Here is a 16,360-nt window from a genome sequence, read left to right as displayed (position 1 = left end):
ATGAACCGCAAACAGCAATTGCTCAAGCGCCATCGGCGCAACAAACGCATTGGTCTGCTTATCGCGCTGGTGCTATTGGTTGCCGTGGGTGTGTTGGTGACCTGGTGGCTGCCGTTGGTACTCGCGGTTCTGGGCTGGATTGCCCACGAGGCATGGTTCGCCGATCATTTGTTTTATTCGCCCAAAGACGATTATCAGTACAGCTTTCCACCGTACACCCAGCAGCCCAAGGTTCACCTTGACGGTGAGCGTTTGCGCCTGGACGACGGCGTCATGCTGGTCGACGATGCCACCCTGGTGTTGGCGCTGCGGATAAAAAGCACCTGGCTGGGACGCTTTTTCGATCCCGTGGTCGAGTTGTCGGGGGGCGATAACCCGGACCGACAAACCTTCGAGCGTGGTGTGAACGGCCTGCGTTACCTCAACCTCAGTGGTCAGGCGCAGGTTCTGTCGCAAGGTGAGTTACGCCTGCGCGGGCGTTTCTGCCGACTGCTGGGTGAGCCGGTGCTCAGGGCGTTCGAGCATCCGGATTACAGCCGTCAACGGGTGATGGTGATCGCGCCCCACGCCGACGATGCCGAGTTGGCCGCCTTCGGGTTGTACAGCAGCGCCAGTCAAAGCTGGATCGTGACCTTGACCGCCGGTGAAATCGAGGCCGGGCACTATCAGCAGATGGGGCTCAATGGCGTTGAAGCGTCCCGGTTGAAAGGCTCGCTTCGCGCCTGGGACAGTCTCAGCGTTCCGTTGTGGGGCGGCGTACCTCAGGAGCGCTGTGTTCAGTTGGGGTATTTCTGCCTGCAATTGCCCGCCATGCAAAGCGCGCCGGCCGAGGCCGTGGTGTCCCGTGAGGCGCAGCTTGGCGATACCCGATATTTTCGACGGTTCAATCCGTTTGCCCTGGGCAGTGATGTCGATGGCATACCGTCCTGGAACAATCTGCTGGCCGACCTGAGTGAGTTGATCGAGCGCATCCAGCCTCAGGTCATCGTTTTGCCACATCCGCGTTTCGACCCACACCCAGACCATCTATGCTCACAGCAAGCGGTGATGCAGGCGCTGAACGGTACAGCCTGGCAGCCCGAAACCTTGTTGCATTACGCCAATCATCTACACGACAACGATCGCTGGCCAATGGGTGATGCCGGGACCGGTGTGACACTGCCGCCACAGATCAATAATCACGAACCGTTGCGGCCCTGGGCGCTTTGTCTGTCGACCGAAAAACAGTGGCACAAGGCTATGTCGTTGGGCATGATGCACGACCTTCAGCCCCGACTTCCCCTCAAGCGTCTACTTCGCCGGGCGATCCAACGTTGTCTGGCGGCCCGACACTGGCCGGCTTTCGGCGAAAACGAGTTCTTCCGTAAAGCGGTGCGACGCCACGAATTATTCTGGGTCCAAGAGCTGTCTGGAAAGAGAGAGACCAATTGAAAGTTCTGTTTCTGGTGCAGAAAGAGCAGCGAGCGATCCTCGATCGACTGTATGACGGTATCGCCGAGCACTGCGACTGCGACAAGCGCGAGCTGACCAGCGCGGAGCAGGACGACTTGCGTGGATACTTTCGCAAGCATGTCGATGTGACCCGCTACGACCGGATTGTATTTTTCCTGCGCTTCAAAAAAGAAATCAGACAGGTGAGGTTCATCCAAACCCTGCCCAATCTGGTTATTCTGGAACACGATGCGTACCAGAATTACATCCCGTGCAAGTACACCGGCAAGTTCAGTGAGCATTACCGCAAGCTGCCTTGGGCACGGGTGATCAGCTCGGGTTTCATGGTCAGCCAGCGCTTGCGTGAGGAAGGGTTTGACGCGCATTTCGTGCCCAAGGGCTATGATCAGGCACTGTTGCAAAACTGCCAGCGTGAACGGGATATCGAGTTGGGTTTTGTCGGCAGTCTCAACAGCGTGGCGTATGCCGGGCGCAAGGCCATGCTCGAGTCCGTGGCCGAAGTGGAGAACCTGCTGATCACCCGCACCAAGTCGGGTGAGGAATACTGCGAGACGTTGAGCCGGATCCGTTACTTCGTGAGTGCCGACGTCGGCATGGGCGAATACATGATCAAGAATTTCGAGGCCATGGCCTGTGGTTGTGTGCTGTTTGCTTACGATCAAGGGGAAGCAGAGAATCGCGCGCTGGGGTTTGTCGATATGCACAACATCGTGCTCTATCGAACCCGCGACGAACTCAGGGACAAACTGGCGGTGTTGCGCGAGTCCCCACAGCTGACCGAGACCATTTCATTGGCCGGACAGGCTTTGGTAGAGCAGCGTTACACGTTCCGGGCTGTAGGACATGCGATTGTCGAGGCCCTGCGTGCGCCGCTGCGCGAGCATGTCCCGCTGGGCTGGAAAGAAAAATTACGCTTGTCGCTGGGGCTGTGAAGCCGGGCGATTAAACAACCAATGGAGCGGTGCAAATAAATGCTGTTCAGCGAGACTAGCGACATTTCGGTAGTAATCACTAGTTGCGGTCGCTTCGATCTGTTGAAGCGTACCCTCGAGACATTTGACCGGTACAACACGGCTCCCGTCCGTAAAGTGTTCATTACAGAGGACTCCGGCGACAGCGCCGTAGAGGCCTGTATTCCGGAGCACTGGAGGGCGCATACCCAGTTCTTCATCAACAAGCCACGCCTGGGTCAGTTGCGATCTATCGATGCCGCTTATGCTCAGGTGCAGACATCGTGGATTTTCCACTGTGAAGACGACTGGGACTTCTACCGCGAAGGGTTCATCGAAGAGTCCCAATGCCTGCTGGAGGAAGATCCGCAGGCACTGCAGGTGTGGCTGCGCAGCTTCAATCATGACCTGATGGTTCACAGTCCTTACGTGTTCCTGAGCGAGCGCAAAGTCAGCCATGGCATTCCTTTCTACGTACTGGGCTCGCAAAAAGCCGAGTGGCAAGGTTTTTCCTTTAATCCAGGGTTGCGCCGTCGTGCGGATTACTTGATGCATGCACCGTATTCCGGATTCTCCGGGGAGAAAGAGCTGTCGCGTCTGTATGCTGGCGAAAACCGCTATGCGTTGATTCTGGAAAACGACGCGGTATTGCACACCGGTTTTGGTGAACATGTGGTGGTCCCGAAGGAGCGGGAGAACAAATTACGGCGTAAACGTCTCGATCGGCTGAAGCTGGTCGCAGCTCTTATCTTGGGTCTGGCAATAGGTTGGGTACTCCATGGAATTTAGCGGCATGAAGCAAGGAAAGAACACCATGGCGTATTTCGGAACGGTGCTCTGTCTGTTTCTTTTGAGCTTTGTGGTGGGCTGGTCGTCGAAGTGGACCAATAACCTGTTCTACGTCCTGATGGCATTGCCGGGCCTGGTCTTCCTGATCAAGGAGCGCGGCGCGGGCTTGCTCAAGGAGCCGCTGGCGTGGGGTTGGCTGGCGTTCATTCTGTGGTTTCTGGTGCCTGCGACGATTGCAGGGCAGATGCAGTTCTACAAACACGTCTTCTATGTACTGATGTTCGTCATGGTGGTCGGCGCCCTCACCGATCCGCAGTTCTTCCGCAGCGCGGCGTTTATTCGCGCTCAGTTCTGGATCTTGACGTTGTACATTTTCAGCAGCGCGCTCTACGGCTGGGCAACCGGTGAATACGCCGTCGGCGGCCGGGTGGCGCTGCTTCCTGCGCGTTTGGATAACGTCATCTACGCCAGCATTTGGCTGTTCTGTGCGTTGTCGCTGGCGCTGCCAATCTGGCTGAGAGAGCGAAAGTATATCGAGGGTGGCCTGGCCATCGTTTTGTCGGTGTTCGCGGTAGCCTTCGTCCTGCAGACGCGTACTGCGTTTGTGGGGGCTGCGTTCCTGTTTGGTATCTGGGTGCTTTACGGCATTTACCACAAGCCGCGGCTGGTAGGCGGTGCGGTGGCAATTTGCGCAATTGTTTTAGGCCTGCTGTTCCTGGTGGTGCACAACGAAGCCTGGTACCAGTCCCTCTGGCACCGAGGTGATTCGTACCGCCTCGAGATTTTCCATATCATGGTCGGCGAGTGGCGCAACTGCGGCTGGGCACTGGGCTGCGGTATCGGCTTCCACACCGCTCAGGTACTCGATGGCTGGATGCCGATTCAGCATCCGCACAACATTTTCGTAGCGCTGGGGCTGTACAGCGGCGGAGTCGCGCTGGCGTTGTTCGTAGCGCTGATGGTCGCAAGCCTTTGGCAGGCCTGGCGCCTGCGCGACGCGTGGGGTATGTACCTGGCGTGTGCGCTGGTGATGCTGAATTTCGATGGCAGTTTGCTGATTGGTAACCCTGACGAGTTGTGGCCGCTGGTGCTGCTGCCTGCCGCGATGATCCTGTCTCGTGCGCTGAAGACGCGACAACCCGCGCTGGCGTAGTGCCTGGCCTTCGCCTCCTCCCCGGAGGCGAAGGCAGTCAGATCATTTTTGCAGGGCGACGCTCAGCTCCTCCGGGGAGCAGATGCTCTGAGTCTGGCCATAATGGTGCATGAAGACTTCGCCGTGACCGTCGAGCAGCCATTGCCGATCTTGCGGGTAACGCACCATATGCTTGAAGTTGCGCAGCCGCAGAGTCTTGCGCAACGGACGGCGATACACCCGCATGTCGGCGATGTCGATCAGGCCCAGCTGATGCTCGGGTGTGAGCACGATGTTGCCCAGGTGCGCCGAGCGAAAATAAATCCCCCGCTCATGCAAAGTGGCCATGAAGACCCCCAATTGACCGCGCAACGGATCGGCATCGCCCTGGATGTCCAGCAGCTGACGCAGGGTCTGGCCCGGCAGTGGATCGTAGTGCACGGCATCGCGCTCGATACTCGCAATACGGTAAACCTGACGAATCGACGGGCAGGGGATGTGCCGTTCACGCAATGCATCGCAGTTGTCGGCAAAGCGTTTGGCGTACGGGTACCACGCGGCCGACGTCAGCAGGCGTTTGCGGCGAAACAGTTTGAGTATTGAACCGTCCGTCAACCGCAGAACCTTGTCCCCCGAACCATCCGCTTCAAGGACTTGTGCTCCCTCGCGCAGGGCGAGATATCGGGTGTGATCAAGCGCTTGCATCAATACTCCGGGTTGGGCGCCGTGAGGCATGGATAGCCGGCCATGTTACCGCAGCTCAGCGACTAAAATGGCCTGTGTTACACTCGCGGGCTCTTTTCTCATACAACGGGTTCTCATGACCAGCCCTGATTCGCCTGCGCCGTCGAGCTTGAAGATTTACCTGCGCCTGCTGTCGTATGTGCGCCCGTACTGGGGCATGTTTGCCATCAGTATCGTCGGCTTCGTGATTTTTGCCTCGACGCAGCCCATGCTCGCAGGGATTCTCAAATATTTCGTCGATGGCCTGAGCAACCCCGAAGCGGTACTCTTCCCGACTGTTCCCTATCTGCAAGACTTGCAGTTGCTGATGGCCGTGCCGCTGCTGATCATCCTGATCGCCGCCTGGCAAGGTCTGGGGTCTTTCCTGGGTAACTACTACCTGGCCAAAGTCTCCCTTGGGCTGGTCCACGACTTGCGTGTCGAGCTGTTCAACAAGTTGCTGGTATTGCCCAACCGTTATTTCGACACCCATAACTCCGGGCACCTGATTTCGCGCATCACCTTCAACGTGACCATGGTCACCGGTGCGGCCACGGACGCCATCAAAGTGGTCATTCGTGAAGGCCTGACCGTGGTGTTCCTGTTTGCTTACCTGTTGTGGATGAACTGGAAACTGACCCTGGTGATGCTGGCGATCCTGCCCATCATCGCGATCATGGTGAGCAGCACCAGCAAAAAATTCCGCAAGCAGAGCAAGAAGATCCAGGTGGCGATGGGCGACGTGACTCACGTGGCCTCCGAAACCATCCAGGGCTATCGCGTGGTGCGTAGCTTCGGCGGCGAGAGCTATGAAGAGCGTCGTTTCGCCGAAGCCAGCCAAGGCAATACCGACAAGCAACTGCGCATGACCAAGACCGGTGCGGTTTACACGCCCATGTTGCAATTGGTGATCTACACCGCAATGGCCGTGCTGATGTTCCTGGTGCTGTTCCTGCGCGGCGACGCCACCGCCGGTGACCTGGTGGCCTACATCACCGCGGCGGGCCTGTTGCCCAAACCGATTCGTCAACTGTCGGAAGTCAGCTCGACAATCCAGAAAGGCGTTGCCGGTGCCGAGAGCATTTTCGAGCAACTGGACGTCGAGCCAGAGGTTGACCAGGGTACCGTCGAGCGCGATCGCGTCAGCGGCCACCTGGAAGTGCGCAACCTGAGCTTCACCTATCCAGGGACCGAGCGTGAAGTGCTGAAGAACATCAGCTTCACGGCGGCACCGGGGCAAATGATTGCGCTGGTCGGTCGTTCGGGTAGCGGCAAGTCGACCCTGGCCAGCCTGATTCCGCGTTTCTATCACCACGAAACCGGTGAAATCATGCTCGATGACGTGGAAATCGAAGACTATCGTCTGCGCAATCTGCGTCGCCACGTGGCGCAGGTGACGCAGCATGTGACCCTGTTCAACGACACCATCGCCAACAACATTGCCTATGGTGACCTGGCCGGCGCACCGCGTGCCGACATCGAAAAGGCCGCCACGGATGCTTACGCGATGGACTTCATCTCGGAGATGCCGCAGGGCCTGGACACCCAGGTCGGGGAAAACGGCGTGTTGCTGTCCGGTGGCCAGCGCCAGCGCCTGGCGATTGCCCGGGCCTTGTTGAAGAATGCTCCGTTGCTGATTCTCGACGAGGCAACGTCGGCACTCGACACCGAGTCCGAGCGGCACATTCAGGCGGCACTGGATCAGGTCATGAAAGGTCGCACTACGCTGGTGATTGCTCACCGGTTGTCGACCATTGAGAAAGCCGACCTGATCCTGGTCATGGACCATGGTGAAATCGTCGAGCGCGGCACCCACGCTCAACTGTTGGCGCAAAACGGCTATTACTCGCGCCTGCATGCGATGGGCCTCGACGCCCCGGTTGGCGACATCGCCTGACCCCCGCTGGCCGCCACCGAGGGGTGGCGGCCGCAAAAAATCCTCTCATTAATGCCATGCGCAAGCCCACGCCAACCCTGTGTTAATATCGCGCCCCTGTTCATTTTGTATGTGGGTTGCTCCATGAAGTTGTCCATGCCGCGATTCGATCAAGCCCCTGTCTTGGTGGTCGGCGATGTCATGCTCGACCGTTACTGGCATGGTGGTACCTCACGGATTTCCCCTGAGGCGCCGGTACCGGTAGTCAAGGTCGAGCAAATCGAGGACCGCCCGGGCGGTGCCGCCAACGTTGCGTTGAACATTGCCGCCCTCGGCGCCCCAGCCTCGCTGGTCGGCGTGACCGGCGACGATGAAGCCGCCGACAGCCTGGCCAATAGCCTCAAGGGCGCTGGCGTACGGGCGTTGTTCCAGCGCATCGCGCACCAGCCGACCATCGTCAAGCTGCGGGTCATGAGCCGTCACCAGCAACTGCTGCGTATCGACTTTGAAGAGCTCTTCGCCACCGACGCGTTGGCGCTGGGCGAGCAAGTCGACGAATTGCTCGAAGGCATCAAAGTATTGGTGCTGTCCGACTACGGCAAAGGCGCGCTGAAAAACCATCAGGTGTTGATCCAGGCGGCACGTGCCCGTGGCATTCCGGTGCTGGCCGATCCCAAGGGCAAGGATTTCTCTATCTACCGTGGTGCGAGCCTGATCACCCCGAACCTCAGCGAATTCGAAACCATCGTCGGCGGTTGCGCCGATGAGCACGAGCTGGTGAGCAAGGGCGCGCAGCTGATGCACGACCTCGACCTCGGCGCGTTGCTGGTGACCCGCGGCGAACACGGCATGACCCTGCTGCGTCCGGATCATCCGGCGCTGCACCTGCCGGCCCGTGCCCGCGAAGTGTTCGATGTGACCGGTGCCGGCGACACGGTCATTTCCACCCTGGCGGCCGCCATTGCCGCTGGCGAAGAACTGCCTCACGCGGTGGCCCTGGCCAACCTGGCGGCGGGCATCGTGGTTGGCAAACTGGGTACGGCGGCCATCAGCGCACCGGAACTGCGTCGCGCCATTCAGCGTGAAGAAGGTTCCGAGCGCGGTGTACTTGGCCTTGAGCAGCTGTTGCTGGCGGTCGATGATGCGCGTGCGCATAAAGAGAAGATCGTCTTCACCAACGGCTGCTTCGACATTCTGCACGCCGGCCACGTGACCTACCTCGAACAGGCGCGGGCCCAGGGCGATCGCTTGATCGTGGCGGTCAACGACGATGCGTCGGTCAGCCGCCTGAAAGGTCCGGGTCGTCCGATCAACAGCGTCGACCGTCGCATGGCCGTACTGGCAGGTCTGGGCGCCGTGGATTGGGTGATCAGCTTCGCTGAAGGCACCCCGGAAAACCTGCTGCGCGAGGTCAAGCCGGATGTGCTGGTCAAGGGCGGGGACTACGGGATCGAGCAAGTTGTCGGCGCGGACATCGTGACCGCTTACGGCGGAACGGTGAAAGTGCTGGGGCTGGTGGAAAACAGCTCGACTACCGCGATTGTCGAGAAGATCCGCAAGTCCGAGTGATGCTAAAAGATCGCAGCCTCGTTTCACTCGACAGCTCCTACAGGGAATCGCATTTCAATGTAGGAGCTGTCGAGTGAAACGAGGCTGCGATCTTTTGACCTTTTGCTTTAAGAGCTGACTTTTTTACGCGGTACGATTCGCTTCAGCAATTGCTTCGCCTTCCCGCGCAACCGCGCCAAACCTGAATCTTTCCCCGGCGGGCTCAACCCCTGCTGCCGCACCCAATCCTTCCAGCGAATCCGCTCATCCCTCACCAGCCAGCCTTCCTGCTGGGCAAAACTCTCTGCCAGGTACAACCCGCGAGTACTCGCCGGGTACAGCTGATCCTTTTTCAAGGTATAGAGCTCGGCCATCGGTTGGCCGTCCTGCAGCGGCATCAAATACAAATCGGGACGTTTTCGATCGAGGCGGGCCACCAGTTGATCGCCTTCCAGTCGTTCGTCGACATGGAACAGGCTCAGGGATTTGGCCTCCTTGGGTACGTCCAGGCGCAAGTCATAGATCAATTGGAGCGAGGCCGTCGGCAAATGCACGTAAGCCCGCGGGCGTTCGATCAACTGCATCTTGGCGCAACGCACCGGCCGCGCCGAACCGGACAGCGGCGTCAGGCGAAACGGCAGGGCTTCACGGTAATGCAGCGCGGACGAGTAGGGCGCCGGCAGCCAGGTGTCGTTGAAACGTCCGCCGAGCCAGCCTTCCGGAGTTTCCAGCAGGCACTCTTCGGCAATTTCCTGAATCGCGGTGTGCAGCGGCAGGTTCAGCTCATGGGCGGGCACGTAACCGGAGATCAGCTTGAGCACCACGTCGCCGCGGTCTTGCCGACGCTGACGCACCAACACCCAGTAATCGCGATTCTGCCAATGCAGGGTCAGGCGCACCGAGACCCCGAGGTTGGCCAGTTCAAGCGAAAACCGCTGAGTGTCGGCGACCGTCACCGGGCGGCGACGTTGCAGCGTCTGGGAGAAATTGAGCGGCATCCCGACGCTTTGATAACTCAGGCCTTCGGGAGTCGCTTCGACGAATAACGGCAGGGTCTTGAAGTTGCTCGGGTTCTTTCTTATGAGCGTACGCGGCATGTCGGCTCCTGCTTAAGGCCGCGTGGGCGGCATCAGTTTCTACGTAGGACCTGGGCAACGGTCGCGACGTTATGGGCGAGGTGCAGCGGATTAATGGTCCCGACAATAGCACTGGCAACACCCGGATGTTCAAACAACAACTCGAAGCTGGCGCGAACAGGGTCCACGCCCGGGCTCAGGCAAACATGACCGCTGGCGAGGGCTTTTTTGACCAGAATGGCTTTGCCGTGAGCAGCAGCATAGTCAATGACCGGCTTCTCGTTCTGCTCGTTCAGATTGTAGGTGACCATCGCGCAATCACCTTGTTCCAGAGCCTTCAAACCACCTTCGACGGTTTTGCCGGAAAAACCGAAGCCGCGAATCTTGCCTTCGCTCTTCAGCTCGGCGAGGGTCGCATAGACCTCGCTGTCATTGAGGATCGCCAGGTCATTGCCATCGGAGTGCACCAGCACCAGGTCAATAAAATCCGTTTCCAGACGTTGGAGGCTGCGCTCGACCGAGAGCCGGGTATGAGCGGCGCTGAAGTCGTGATGGGACTGACCGTCGGCAAACTCTTCGCCGACCTTGCTGACGATCACCCAGTCCTGACGCTGACCCCGCAGCAACGGACCGAGGCGTTCTTCGCTGCGGCCATAGGCCGGGGCGGTGTCGATCAGGTTGATGCCCAGGTCGCGCGCGAGTTTCAGCAGCATGCGCGCTTCGTCGTCATCGGGAATCTGGAAACCATTGGGATATTTCACGCCTTGGTCGCGGCCGAGTTTGACGGTGCCCAGGCCCAGTGGCGAAACCAGCTGGCCGGTGCTGCCCAACGGGCGGTGCAGATCGTGCAAGGTCGGTTGGCTCATGGCAGCAGTTGCTCCCAGGCAGGGACGCCCATCGGCGGTTTTGGCAGCTCGGGCAGCGGCGCCGGATGGCTTGGCTGGATGCCGTCGCGCTGCAAGGACGCGATGACGCGATCAGCAAAGTCCGGAGCCAGCGCCAGTTTGGTTGGCCAGCCGACCAGCAGCCGGCCTTCTTCGGCAAGGAATGCATTGTCAGGACGGGTCAGTCCCGATTGCAGTGGCTCGGCGCGATCCACTCGAAGGGTGGCCCATTGCGCGGTACTCAGGTCGATCCATGGCAGCAACTGGCCGAGTTCTTTCTGCGCCGTGGCAATTTGCTCGGCAGGTTCGCGGGCGACACCTTCGGCTTCAGCGATATCACCGCCCAGATACCAGACCCACTGACCATCGGCGGCCGGATGGGTAGTCACGGTAATGCGCGGCTTGGTGCCGCCGCCCAGGCAGTGGGCATACAGCGGTTTGAGACCCGGACCTTTGGCGATGATCATGTGCAACGGCCGGCGTTGCATGGCGGGTTGGCTCAGTCCCAGCGCTTCGAGCAGCGCTGCCATACCGGCACCGGCGCTCAAGACGATGCGCTGGGCGCGAATCTCGCGCTCGTCAACCTTCAGGCCGACCAGTATTCCACCCTCCAGCAACGGTTCGATGGTCTGACCGGCGAGCAGGCCATCACCCGCCAGATCGGCCAGGCGCTGGATCAGGCTCGGCACGTCGATCACCAGTTCCGCCAGACGATAGACCTTGCCCTTGAAGCGCTTGTCTTGCAGGGCGGGCGGCAATTGCTCGCCCTTGACCTGATCGACACGGCCGCGCACGGCCTTGCTGGCGAAGAAACTGGTGAGATTGCCGGCGATTGTGCCGGGGGACCAGAGGTAATGGGCTTCGGACAGCAGGCGCACGCCGGTCAGGTCCAGTTCTCCGTCACCGGCCAGGGCTTCGCGCCAGCGCCGAGGCATGTCGGCGATGGCTTCCGAGGCACCGGTCAGGGCGCCATGCAATGCGTACTTGGCGCCGCCATGGATGATGCCTTGGGACTTCACGCTTTGCCCGCCACCGAGGCTGGCGCTTTCCACCAGCACGGTCGAAAAACCCTGACGGCGCAGGCGCGCATTCAGCCAGAGGCCGGCGACACCGGCGCCGACAATCAGAACGTCGGTGGAAATAACGGATGGCATGCAGCGACCTCAGTGTTCAAGACGAGGGCGCAGTATACAGACTCGAAGATTGGAGGTTTTGCTGGCGATCAACACGGCGAATGCAAAATCCTGTGGGAGCGGGCTTGCTCGCGAAAGCGGTGTGCCAGTCGACACAAATGTTGACTGACACACCGCTTTCGCGAGCAAGCCCGCTCCCACAATGAATCGTGTTTCGGCTTTAGTGGCCGGCGGTTTTGGAGAAGAGCTGGATCACTACGACGCCGAGCACAATCAACGCCATCCCCAGCATTGCCGGCACATCCAGCTTCTGCCCGTAGATAAACAGCGCCGCGACGCTGACCATCACGATCCCCATGCCGGCCCACACCGCGTAAGCCACGCCCACCGGAACGCTGCGCACCACCAGCGTCAGCATCCAGAAGGCGATGCCGTAGCCGACAATAACCAGAATCAGCGGCAGCGGGGTGCTGAAGCCTTTGACCGCTTTCATCGAAACAGTGGCGATCACTTCGGCGCAGATGGCAATGGCCAGGTAGTAGTAAGCGGTCATAGGTGCATCCTCGTGTGAAGTGTTGCTTTCTGAGGTCGGCATTTTAGAGATTCTCCAGATGCGGTAAAGTCATTACCTATCTGTTCTGAAGATGGGTTGAACCATGAACACGCAATGGAATCTGGAGCAGCTGCGGCTGTTTGTCAGCGTAGCGGAGCAGCGTTCGTTTTCTGCGGTGGCGCGGGATCAGCGCAAGGCGCAGTCGGCGGTCAGCAGTTCGATTGCGCTGCTGGAAGAGGACTTGGGTGTCAGCCTGTTCGACCGCAGTAGCGGCCGCCAGCCGAAACTCACCGAGGCCGGTAACGCATTGCTGGATGAGGCGCGGGAAGTGCTGCGCCAATGCGAACGCCTGAACGGTCGGGCGCTGGCCATGATGCGCGGCCAGGAGGCGCGTTTGCGTGTAGCCCAGGATGAGGCGATGCCCTATCAGCCGATCATCGAAAGCTTCGAAGCCCTGGCTCAACAATTTCCCAGCCTTGAAGTGCAATTGACCAGTGCCGCCCAGGGCGATGTGGCGCGCAAACTGGTGGAGCGTCGGGCCGATCTGGGGTTGCTGTTTTATCACGATCAGATTCCCGAAGCGCTCGAGCGGCGGGTGTTGGGCAGCGTCGAAATGGTCACGGTGTGCGGCGTCGGCCACCCACTGGCGAAACAGGCTCAGGTCGACTGTCAGCAACTGGCGCAGCATCGTCAGTTGCTGATGTCCACACAGTCGAGTGTCTATCCCGGCAGCGAACCCGCCAGCCCGCAAGTCTGGCGGGCCGACAGTTTCTACGTGATGGCTGAATGGCTGGTGCGCGGCCTCGGCTGGGCCTGGCTGCCGCGCCACGTGGTGCAGTACCCGGCCTATCAGGACCTGATGGTCGAACTGGTCAGCGAATGGACCCCGCCAGCGCTGGTGGTGGAGCTGGTCTGGCGCCGCGATGAACCTCTGGGGCCGGCAGCTCGTTGGTTGGCCGAACGTTTTGCTGTGCACTTGCAGACGATTGGTGAAAAAAGCCGATAAACTCCGCCGCCATGAATAGAACTCTCTACACCGCGCTGTTTTACCTGGGGCTGCCACTGGTAGCGATTCGGCTTTGGCTGCGGGCGCGCAAGGCGCCGGCGTATGCCAAACGCATTGGCGAACGTTTCTCCCTCGGGTTACCGGCGATGAAAACGGGCGGCATCTGGGTGCACGCGGTGTCAGTGGGAGAAAGCATTGCCGCGGCGCCGATGATTCGCGCCTTGCTGCAACGTTATCCACAGTTGCCCATTACCGTGACTTGCATGACCCCGACCGGTTCGGAGCGCATCCACGCACTGTTCGCCAATGAGCCGCGCATCCAGCACTGCTATTTGCCTTACGACTTGCCTTGCGCAGCGAAGCGATTCCTTGATCGGGTCCAGCCAAAACTGGCGGTGATTATGGAAACCGAGCTCTGGCCGAACCATATCCATCAGTGCGCCAGGCGCGGGATTCCCGTGGCCCTGGCCAATGCGCGACTGTCTGAGCGTTCAGCCAAGGGCTATGGCCGCTTCGGCAAACTGACCCAGCCGATGCTCGCCGAGATGAGCCTGTTCGCGGTGCAGACCGAGGCCGAGGCCCAGCGCTTCCGTAACTTGGGTGCGCGACCGCAAACCGTGGAGGTGACCGGTTCGATCAAGTTTGACCTGACCATCGACCCGGCACTGCTTCAGCGTGCCGCCGAGTTGCGTGCGCAATGGCAGGCGCAGGAGCGCCCGGTGTGGATTGCGGCCAGTACGCACGAAGGCGAAGACGAAGTGGTGCTGGCGGCTCATCGTCAGTTGCTGGCCAATCATCCCGATGCGTTGCTGATTCTGGTGCCGCGCCATCCGGAGCGTTTCAATTCGGTGTTCGAGTTGTGTCGGCAGCAGGGTTTCGCCACGGTCCGTCGTTCCGCTGGCGAACCCGTCACCGCCGGTACGTCGGTGCTGCTGGGCGACACCATGGGTGAGTTGCTGTTTCTGTATGCCTTGGCTGATAGCGCTTTTGTTGGCGGCAGTCTGGTGCCGAACGGTGGGCACAACCTGCTGGAACCGGCGGCTCTGGCCAAACCGGTATTGAGCGGGCCGCACCTGTTTAACTTCCTTGAAATCGCCGCGCAGTTGCGCAGTGCCGGGGCGTTGCAGGAAGTGGAGGATGCCGAAGGTCTGGCGCTGGCGGTGCAGCGGTTGTTCGAGTTGCCACGCGATGCGCAGCGGATGGCGGAGGCGGGGTTGAAAGTGATGCGCACCAATCAGGGCGCGTTGCAGCGGTTGTTGGATGGGTTGGGGCGGTTGATCGAGCGTTAGACCGAGTCGCTTGACATGAAAAGATCGCAGCCTCGTTTCACTCGACAGCTCCTACACGAGTGAAACGAGGCTGCGATCTTTTGTTTTTTATTGCGTCGGATTTGCCTTCAACTGCGCCGCCGCAGCCTTCGCCAGATCCGGCGGCAGGAAGTCTTTATCCGGGTTGTAATCAGCCTTGAGATAACGCCCCAGATCCTGCAAATCCCCCGGGTTCAAGGTGCCCGCGGCCTGCTTCAAGCGCAGGTTGTCGAGGATGTAGTCATAACGCGTGTTGTTGTAGTCGCGCACCGAGGTGTACAGCTGACGCTGGGCATCCAGTACGTCGACGATGTTTCGTGTGCCCACCTGATAACCGATTTCGGTCGCTTCCACCGCGCTTTGGTTGGAGATGATCGACTGCTTGCGCGCCTGTACCTGCTCGACGTCAGTGTTCACTGCGCGATGCAGGTTGCGGGTGCTTTCCACCACTTGCCGGCGCAGGGCTTCCCGTTGCTGCTCGGACTGATCCAGTTGCGCATACGATTGGCGCACCTGGGAGTTGATCAGGCCGCCGCTGTAGATCGGGATGTTCAGCTGCAGGCCCACGGTGGTCTGGTCGACGTTGCCCTTGTAAGGCGCGCCGAAGGCATTCGGGTTGCTGAAGCCCAGGGCATCGTTATCGCCTTTCTCATACTTCGCCACTGCATCCAGGGTCGGCGCATGGCCAGCCTTGCGTTGCTTGAGGGTTTCTTCAGCGGCGCTGACGGCGTAGTTGCTGGCCAACAGATTGAGATTCTGTTTGGCCGCCGTATCGACCCAGGCTTTGGCGTCGTTCGGTGATGGCGGCAGGATCGGCAGGGTGTGGGCAATGCCCCAGATCGAGTTGTACTGACGGTTGGTCAAGGTGATCAGGGCTTCGAACGCATCATCCACCTGACGCTGTGCGAGGATCCGGTTGGCTCGTGCGGTGTCGTAGCTGGCTTGCGATTGCAGCACGTCGGTCTTGTCCGACAGGCCGACATCAAAGCGCTCGTTGGATTGATCGAGCTGGCGTTTGAATGCGGCTTCTTCAGCCTTGGTCGAGGCCAGGTTGTCTTGAGTGCGCAATACGTTGAAGTAGCTTTCGGCGGTCTGCAGAATCAGGTTTTGCTGGGTCGCCGAGAGTTGCAACGCGGCCTGTTCATTAACGTCCTTGGCAGCCTGAAACTGGAACCAGCGATCGGCTCGGAACAGCGGTTGCGCCAGCGTTGCCTGATACGAATGAGCGTTGCGGCTGAAGGTGGACGAAGGCTGATCGATCGAAGTGCGCACGTTGGCCACTTCGGCGCCGCCGGAGAGGTTCGGCAGCAGCCCGGCGCGGGCCTGGGGCACGACTTCTTTCTGGGCGCCATATTGAGCGATGGCAGCAGCCAGGTCGGCGTTGTTGTCCACCGCTTCCTGATAGACGCTGACCAGATCGTTCTTGGTCGATAAGGGCGCTTCTGCTGCCCAGGCCATTCCATTGGACGCACAAGACACGGCAAGGGCCAGTGAGAGTTTGCGCAGCATGAGGCCATCCCTAAAAAGATTACGCTGATAATTTGAGCGCCAAGGCTACGGCGCGGCTCATACAGCGTCAAGGTGCGGTATGGGTTGCGAGTGTAGTTGTGCGCAACGACCGCAACAATCCTGTAATTACGCCATTCATCATGGTGTTTACCGCGGTGTTGGCGTTCTTTGCCAGTTGTGTCTAGACTGGCCGGGTTCTTGTCGGGGTGCCTTGCTATGAGGCTGAGATCGAATAATTTCGGATCCCGTTGAACCTGATCAGGTTAGCGCCTGCGTAGGGAACAAGATTTCTCGTCACCCGGCGAGTCCTCTTGTGCTTCGTCCGGGATGTTGTTCGACAATCGAACACCCCTCGAGCACTGAGCACAGCACTGCTGGTTTCCCCAGCGCCCGTGCGTCCATTCGTTTACAGGTTCGCTCCG

The 16,360-nt window shown here is 59.8% G+C and carries 14 protein-coding genes and 1 riboswitch; of the genes, 8 read left to right on the top strand and 6 right to left on the bottom strand.

Annotated elements, in window-relative coordinates; all coding sequences use genetic code 11:
- Genes ACSQ87_RS29190 through ACSQ87_RS29175 form a run of 4 tightly spaced genes read left to right on the top strand, consistent with a single transcriptional unit; the run spans position 1 to position 4,344 of the window.
- Positions 1 to 1,431: a PIG-L deacetylase family protein gene (locus tag ACSQ87_RS29190; protein WP_436274912.1), complete on the top strand. Its 1,431-nt coding sequence runs from the start codon at positions 1 to 3 to the stop codon at positions 1,429 to 1,431.
- A complete protein-coding gene (locus tag ACSQ87_RS29185; protein ID WP_436274911.1) occupies positions 1,428 to 2,384 on the top strand; it encodes a glycosyltransferase family protein in 957 nt (318 codons plus the stop codon). The genes ACSQ87_RS29190 and ACSQ87_RS29185 overlap by 4 nt, the downstream gene beginning before the upstream one ends.
- 39 nt (positions 2,385 to 2,423) lie before the next feature.
- Positions 2,424 to 3,191: a glycosyltransferase family A protein gene (locus tag ACSQ87_RS29180; protein ID WP_223432822.1), complete on the top strand. Its 768-nt coding sequence runs from the start codon at positions 2,424 to 2,426 to the stop codon at positions 3,189 to 3,191.
- A 4-nt stretch (positions 3,192 to 3,195) separates the two neighbouring features.
- Entirely contained in the window at positions 3,196 to 4,344 is a 1,149-nt protein-coding gene (locus ACSQ87_RS29175; RefSeq protein WP_223432823.1) for an O-antigen ligase family protein, read from the top strand.
- A 42-nt stretch (positions 4,345 to 4,386) separates the two neighbouring features.
- Here the strand turns inward: ACSQ87_RS29175 and ACSQ87_RS29170 are convergent, their stop codons facing one another.
- Positions 4,387 to 5,028 (bottom strand): toluene tolerance protein, encoded by a 642-nt coding sequence (locus ACSQ87_RS29170; RefSeq protein ID WP_223432824.1) that lies wholly within the window; start codon positions 5,026 to 5,028, stop codon positions 4,387 to 4,389.
- A gap of 115 nt (positions 5,029 to 5,143) precedes the next feature.
- Here ACSQ87_RS29170 and msbA point away from each other — a divergent pair, with 115 nt between their 5' ends.
- Both msbA and hldE read left to right on the top strand, forming a co-directional pair.
- Complete coding sequence (msbA, locus tag ACSQ87_RS29165) at positions 5,144 to 6,943, top strand: lipid A export permease/ATP-binding protein MsbA (RefSeq protein WP_223432825.1); 1,800 nt, start codon at positions 5,144 to 5,146, stop codon at positions 6,941 to 6,943.
- A 123-nt stretch (positions 6,944 to 7,066) separates the two neighbouring features.
- Positions 7,067 to 8,491, top strand: coding sequence for a bifunctional D-glycero-beta-D-manno-heptose-7-phosphate kinase/D-glycero-beta-D-manno-heptose 1-phosphate adenylyltransferase HldE (gene hldE, locus ACSQ87_RS29160; RefSeq protein ID WP_436274910.1), 1,425 nt, complete (start codon positions 7,067 to 7,069; stop codon positions 8,489 to 8,491).
- Between the two features lie 107 nt (positions 8,492 to 8,598).
- Here the strand turns inward: hldE and ACSQ87_RS29155 are convergent, their stop codons facing one another.
- The 4 genes from ACSQ87_RS29155 to ACSQ87_RS29140 all read right to left on the bottom strand — a co-directional run bounded on the left by ACSQ87_RS29155 (position 8,599) and on the right by ACSQ87_RS29140 (position 12,116).
- Positions 8,599 to 9,567 (bottom strand): hypothetical protein, encoded by a 969-nt coding sequence (locus tag ACSQ87_RS29155; RefSeq protein ID WP_008146227.1) that lies wholly within the window; start codon positions 9,565 to 9,567, stop codon positions 8,599 to 8,601.
- 32 nt (positions 9,568 to 9,599) lie between these two features.
- Positions 9,600 to 10,412, bottom strand: coding sequence for an aldo/keto reductase (locus tag ACSQ87_RS29150; RefSeq protein WP_436274909.1), 813 nt, complete (start codon positions 10,410 to 10,412; stop codon positions 9,600 to 9,602).
- Positions 10,409 to 11,584, bottom strand: a complete 1,176-nt coding sequence (locus ACSQ87_RS29145) for an NAD(P)/FAD-dependent oxidoreductase (RefSeq protein WP_223432827.1) — start codon at positions 11,582 to 11,584, stop codon at positions 10,409 to 10,411. Before ACSQ87_RS29145 ends, ACSQ87_RS29150 begins: the two co-directional genes overlap by 4 nt.
- Positions 11,585 to 11,783: 199 nt before the next feature.
- Positions 11,784 to 12,116, bottom strand: coding sequence for a DMT family transporter (locus ACSQ87_RS29140; RefSeq protein ID WP_008027887.1), 333 nt, complete (start codon positions 12,114 to 12,116; stop codon positions 11,784 to 11,786).
- A 103-nt stretch (positions 12,117 to 12,219) separates the two neighbouring features.
- On the opposite strand from ACSQ87_RS29140, the gene ACSQ87_RS29135 reads away from it, so the two are divergent.
- On the top strand, positions 12,220 to 13,122 hold the full coding sequence (locus ACSQ87_RS29135; protein ID WP_008146219.1) for a LysR family transcriptional regulator: 903 nt from the start codon (positions 12,220 to 12,222) through the stop codon (positions 13,120 to 13,122).
- Between the two features lie 11 nt (positions 13,123 to 13,133).
- Positions 13,134 to 14,411 carry a lipid IV(A) 3-deoxy-D-manno-octulosonic acid transferase gene (gene waaA / locus ACSQ87_RS29130; protein WP_436274908.1) on the top strand — a complete coding sequence of 426 codons (1,278 nt, stop codon included), beginning with the start codon at positions 13,134 to 13,136 and terminating at the stop codon, positions 14,409 to 14,411.
- An 87-nt stretch (positions 14,412 to 14,498) separates the two neighbouring features.
- Here waaA and ACSQ87_RS29125 read toward each other — a convergent pair whose 3' ends face one another.
- The gene (locus ACSQ87_RS29125; RefSeq protein WP_436274907.1) at positions 14,499 to 15,938 is read right to left on the bottom strand and encodes a TolC family outer membrane protein; all 1,440 of its coding nucleotides are present in this window, start codon (positions 15,936 to 15,938) and stop codon (positions 14,499 to 14,501) included.
- A gap of 192 nt (positions 15,939 to 16,130) precedes the next feature.
- Positions 16,131 to 16,236: riboswitch (TPP riboswitch) on the top strand.
- The last annotated feature ends 124 nt before the right edge of the window (positions 16,237 to 16,360 follow it).

The organism is Pseudomonas sp. LjRoot277 (assembly GCF_964253845.1).
GTDB lineage: Bacteria > Pseudomonadota > Gammaproteobacteria > Pseudomonadales > Pseudomonadaceae > Aquipseudomonas.
This window is presented reverse-complemented; position numbering and strand designations above follow the sequence as displayed.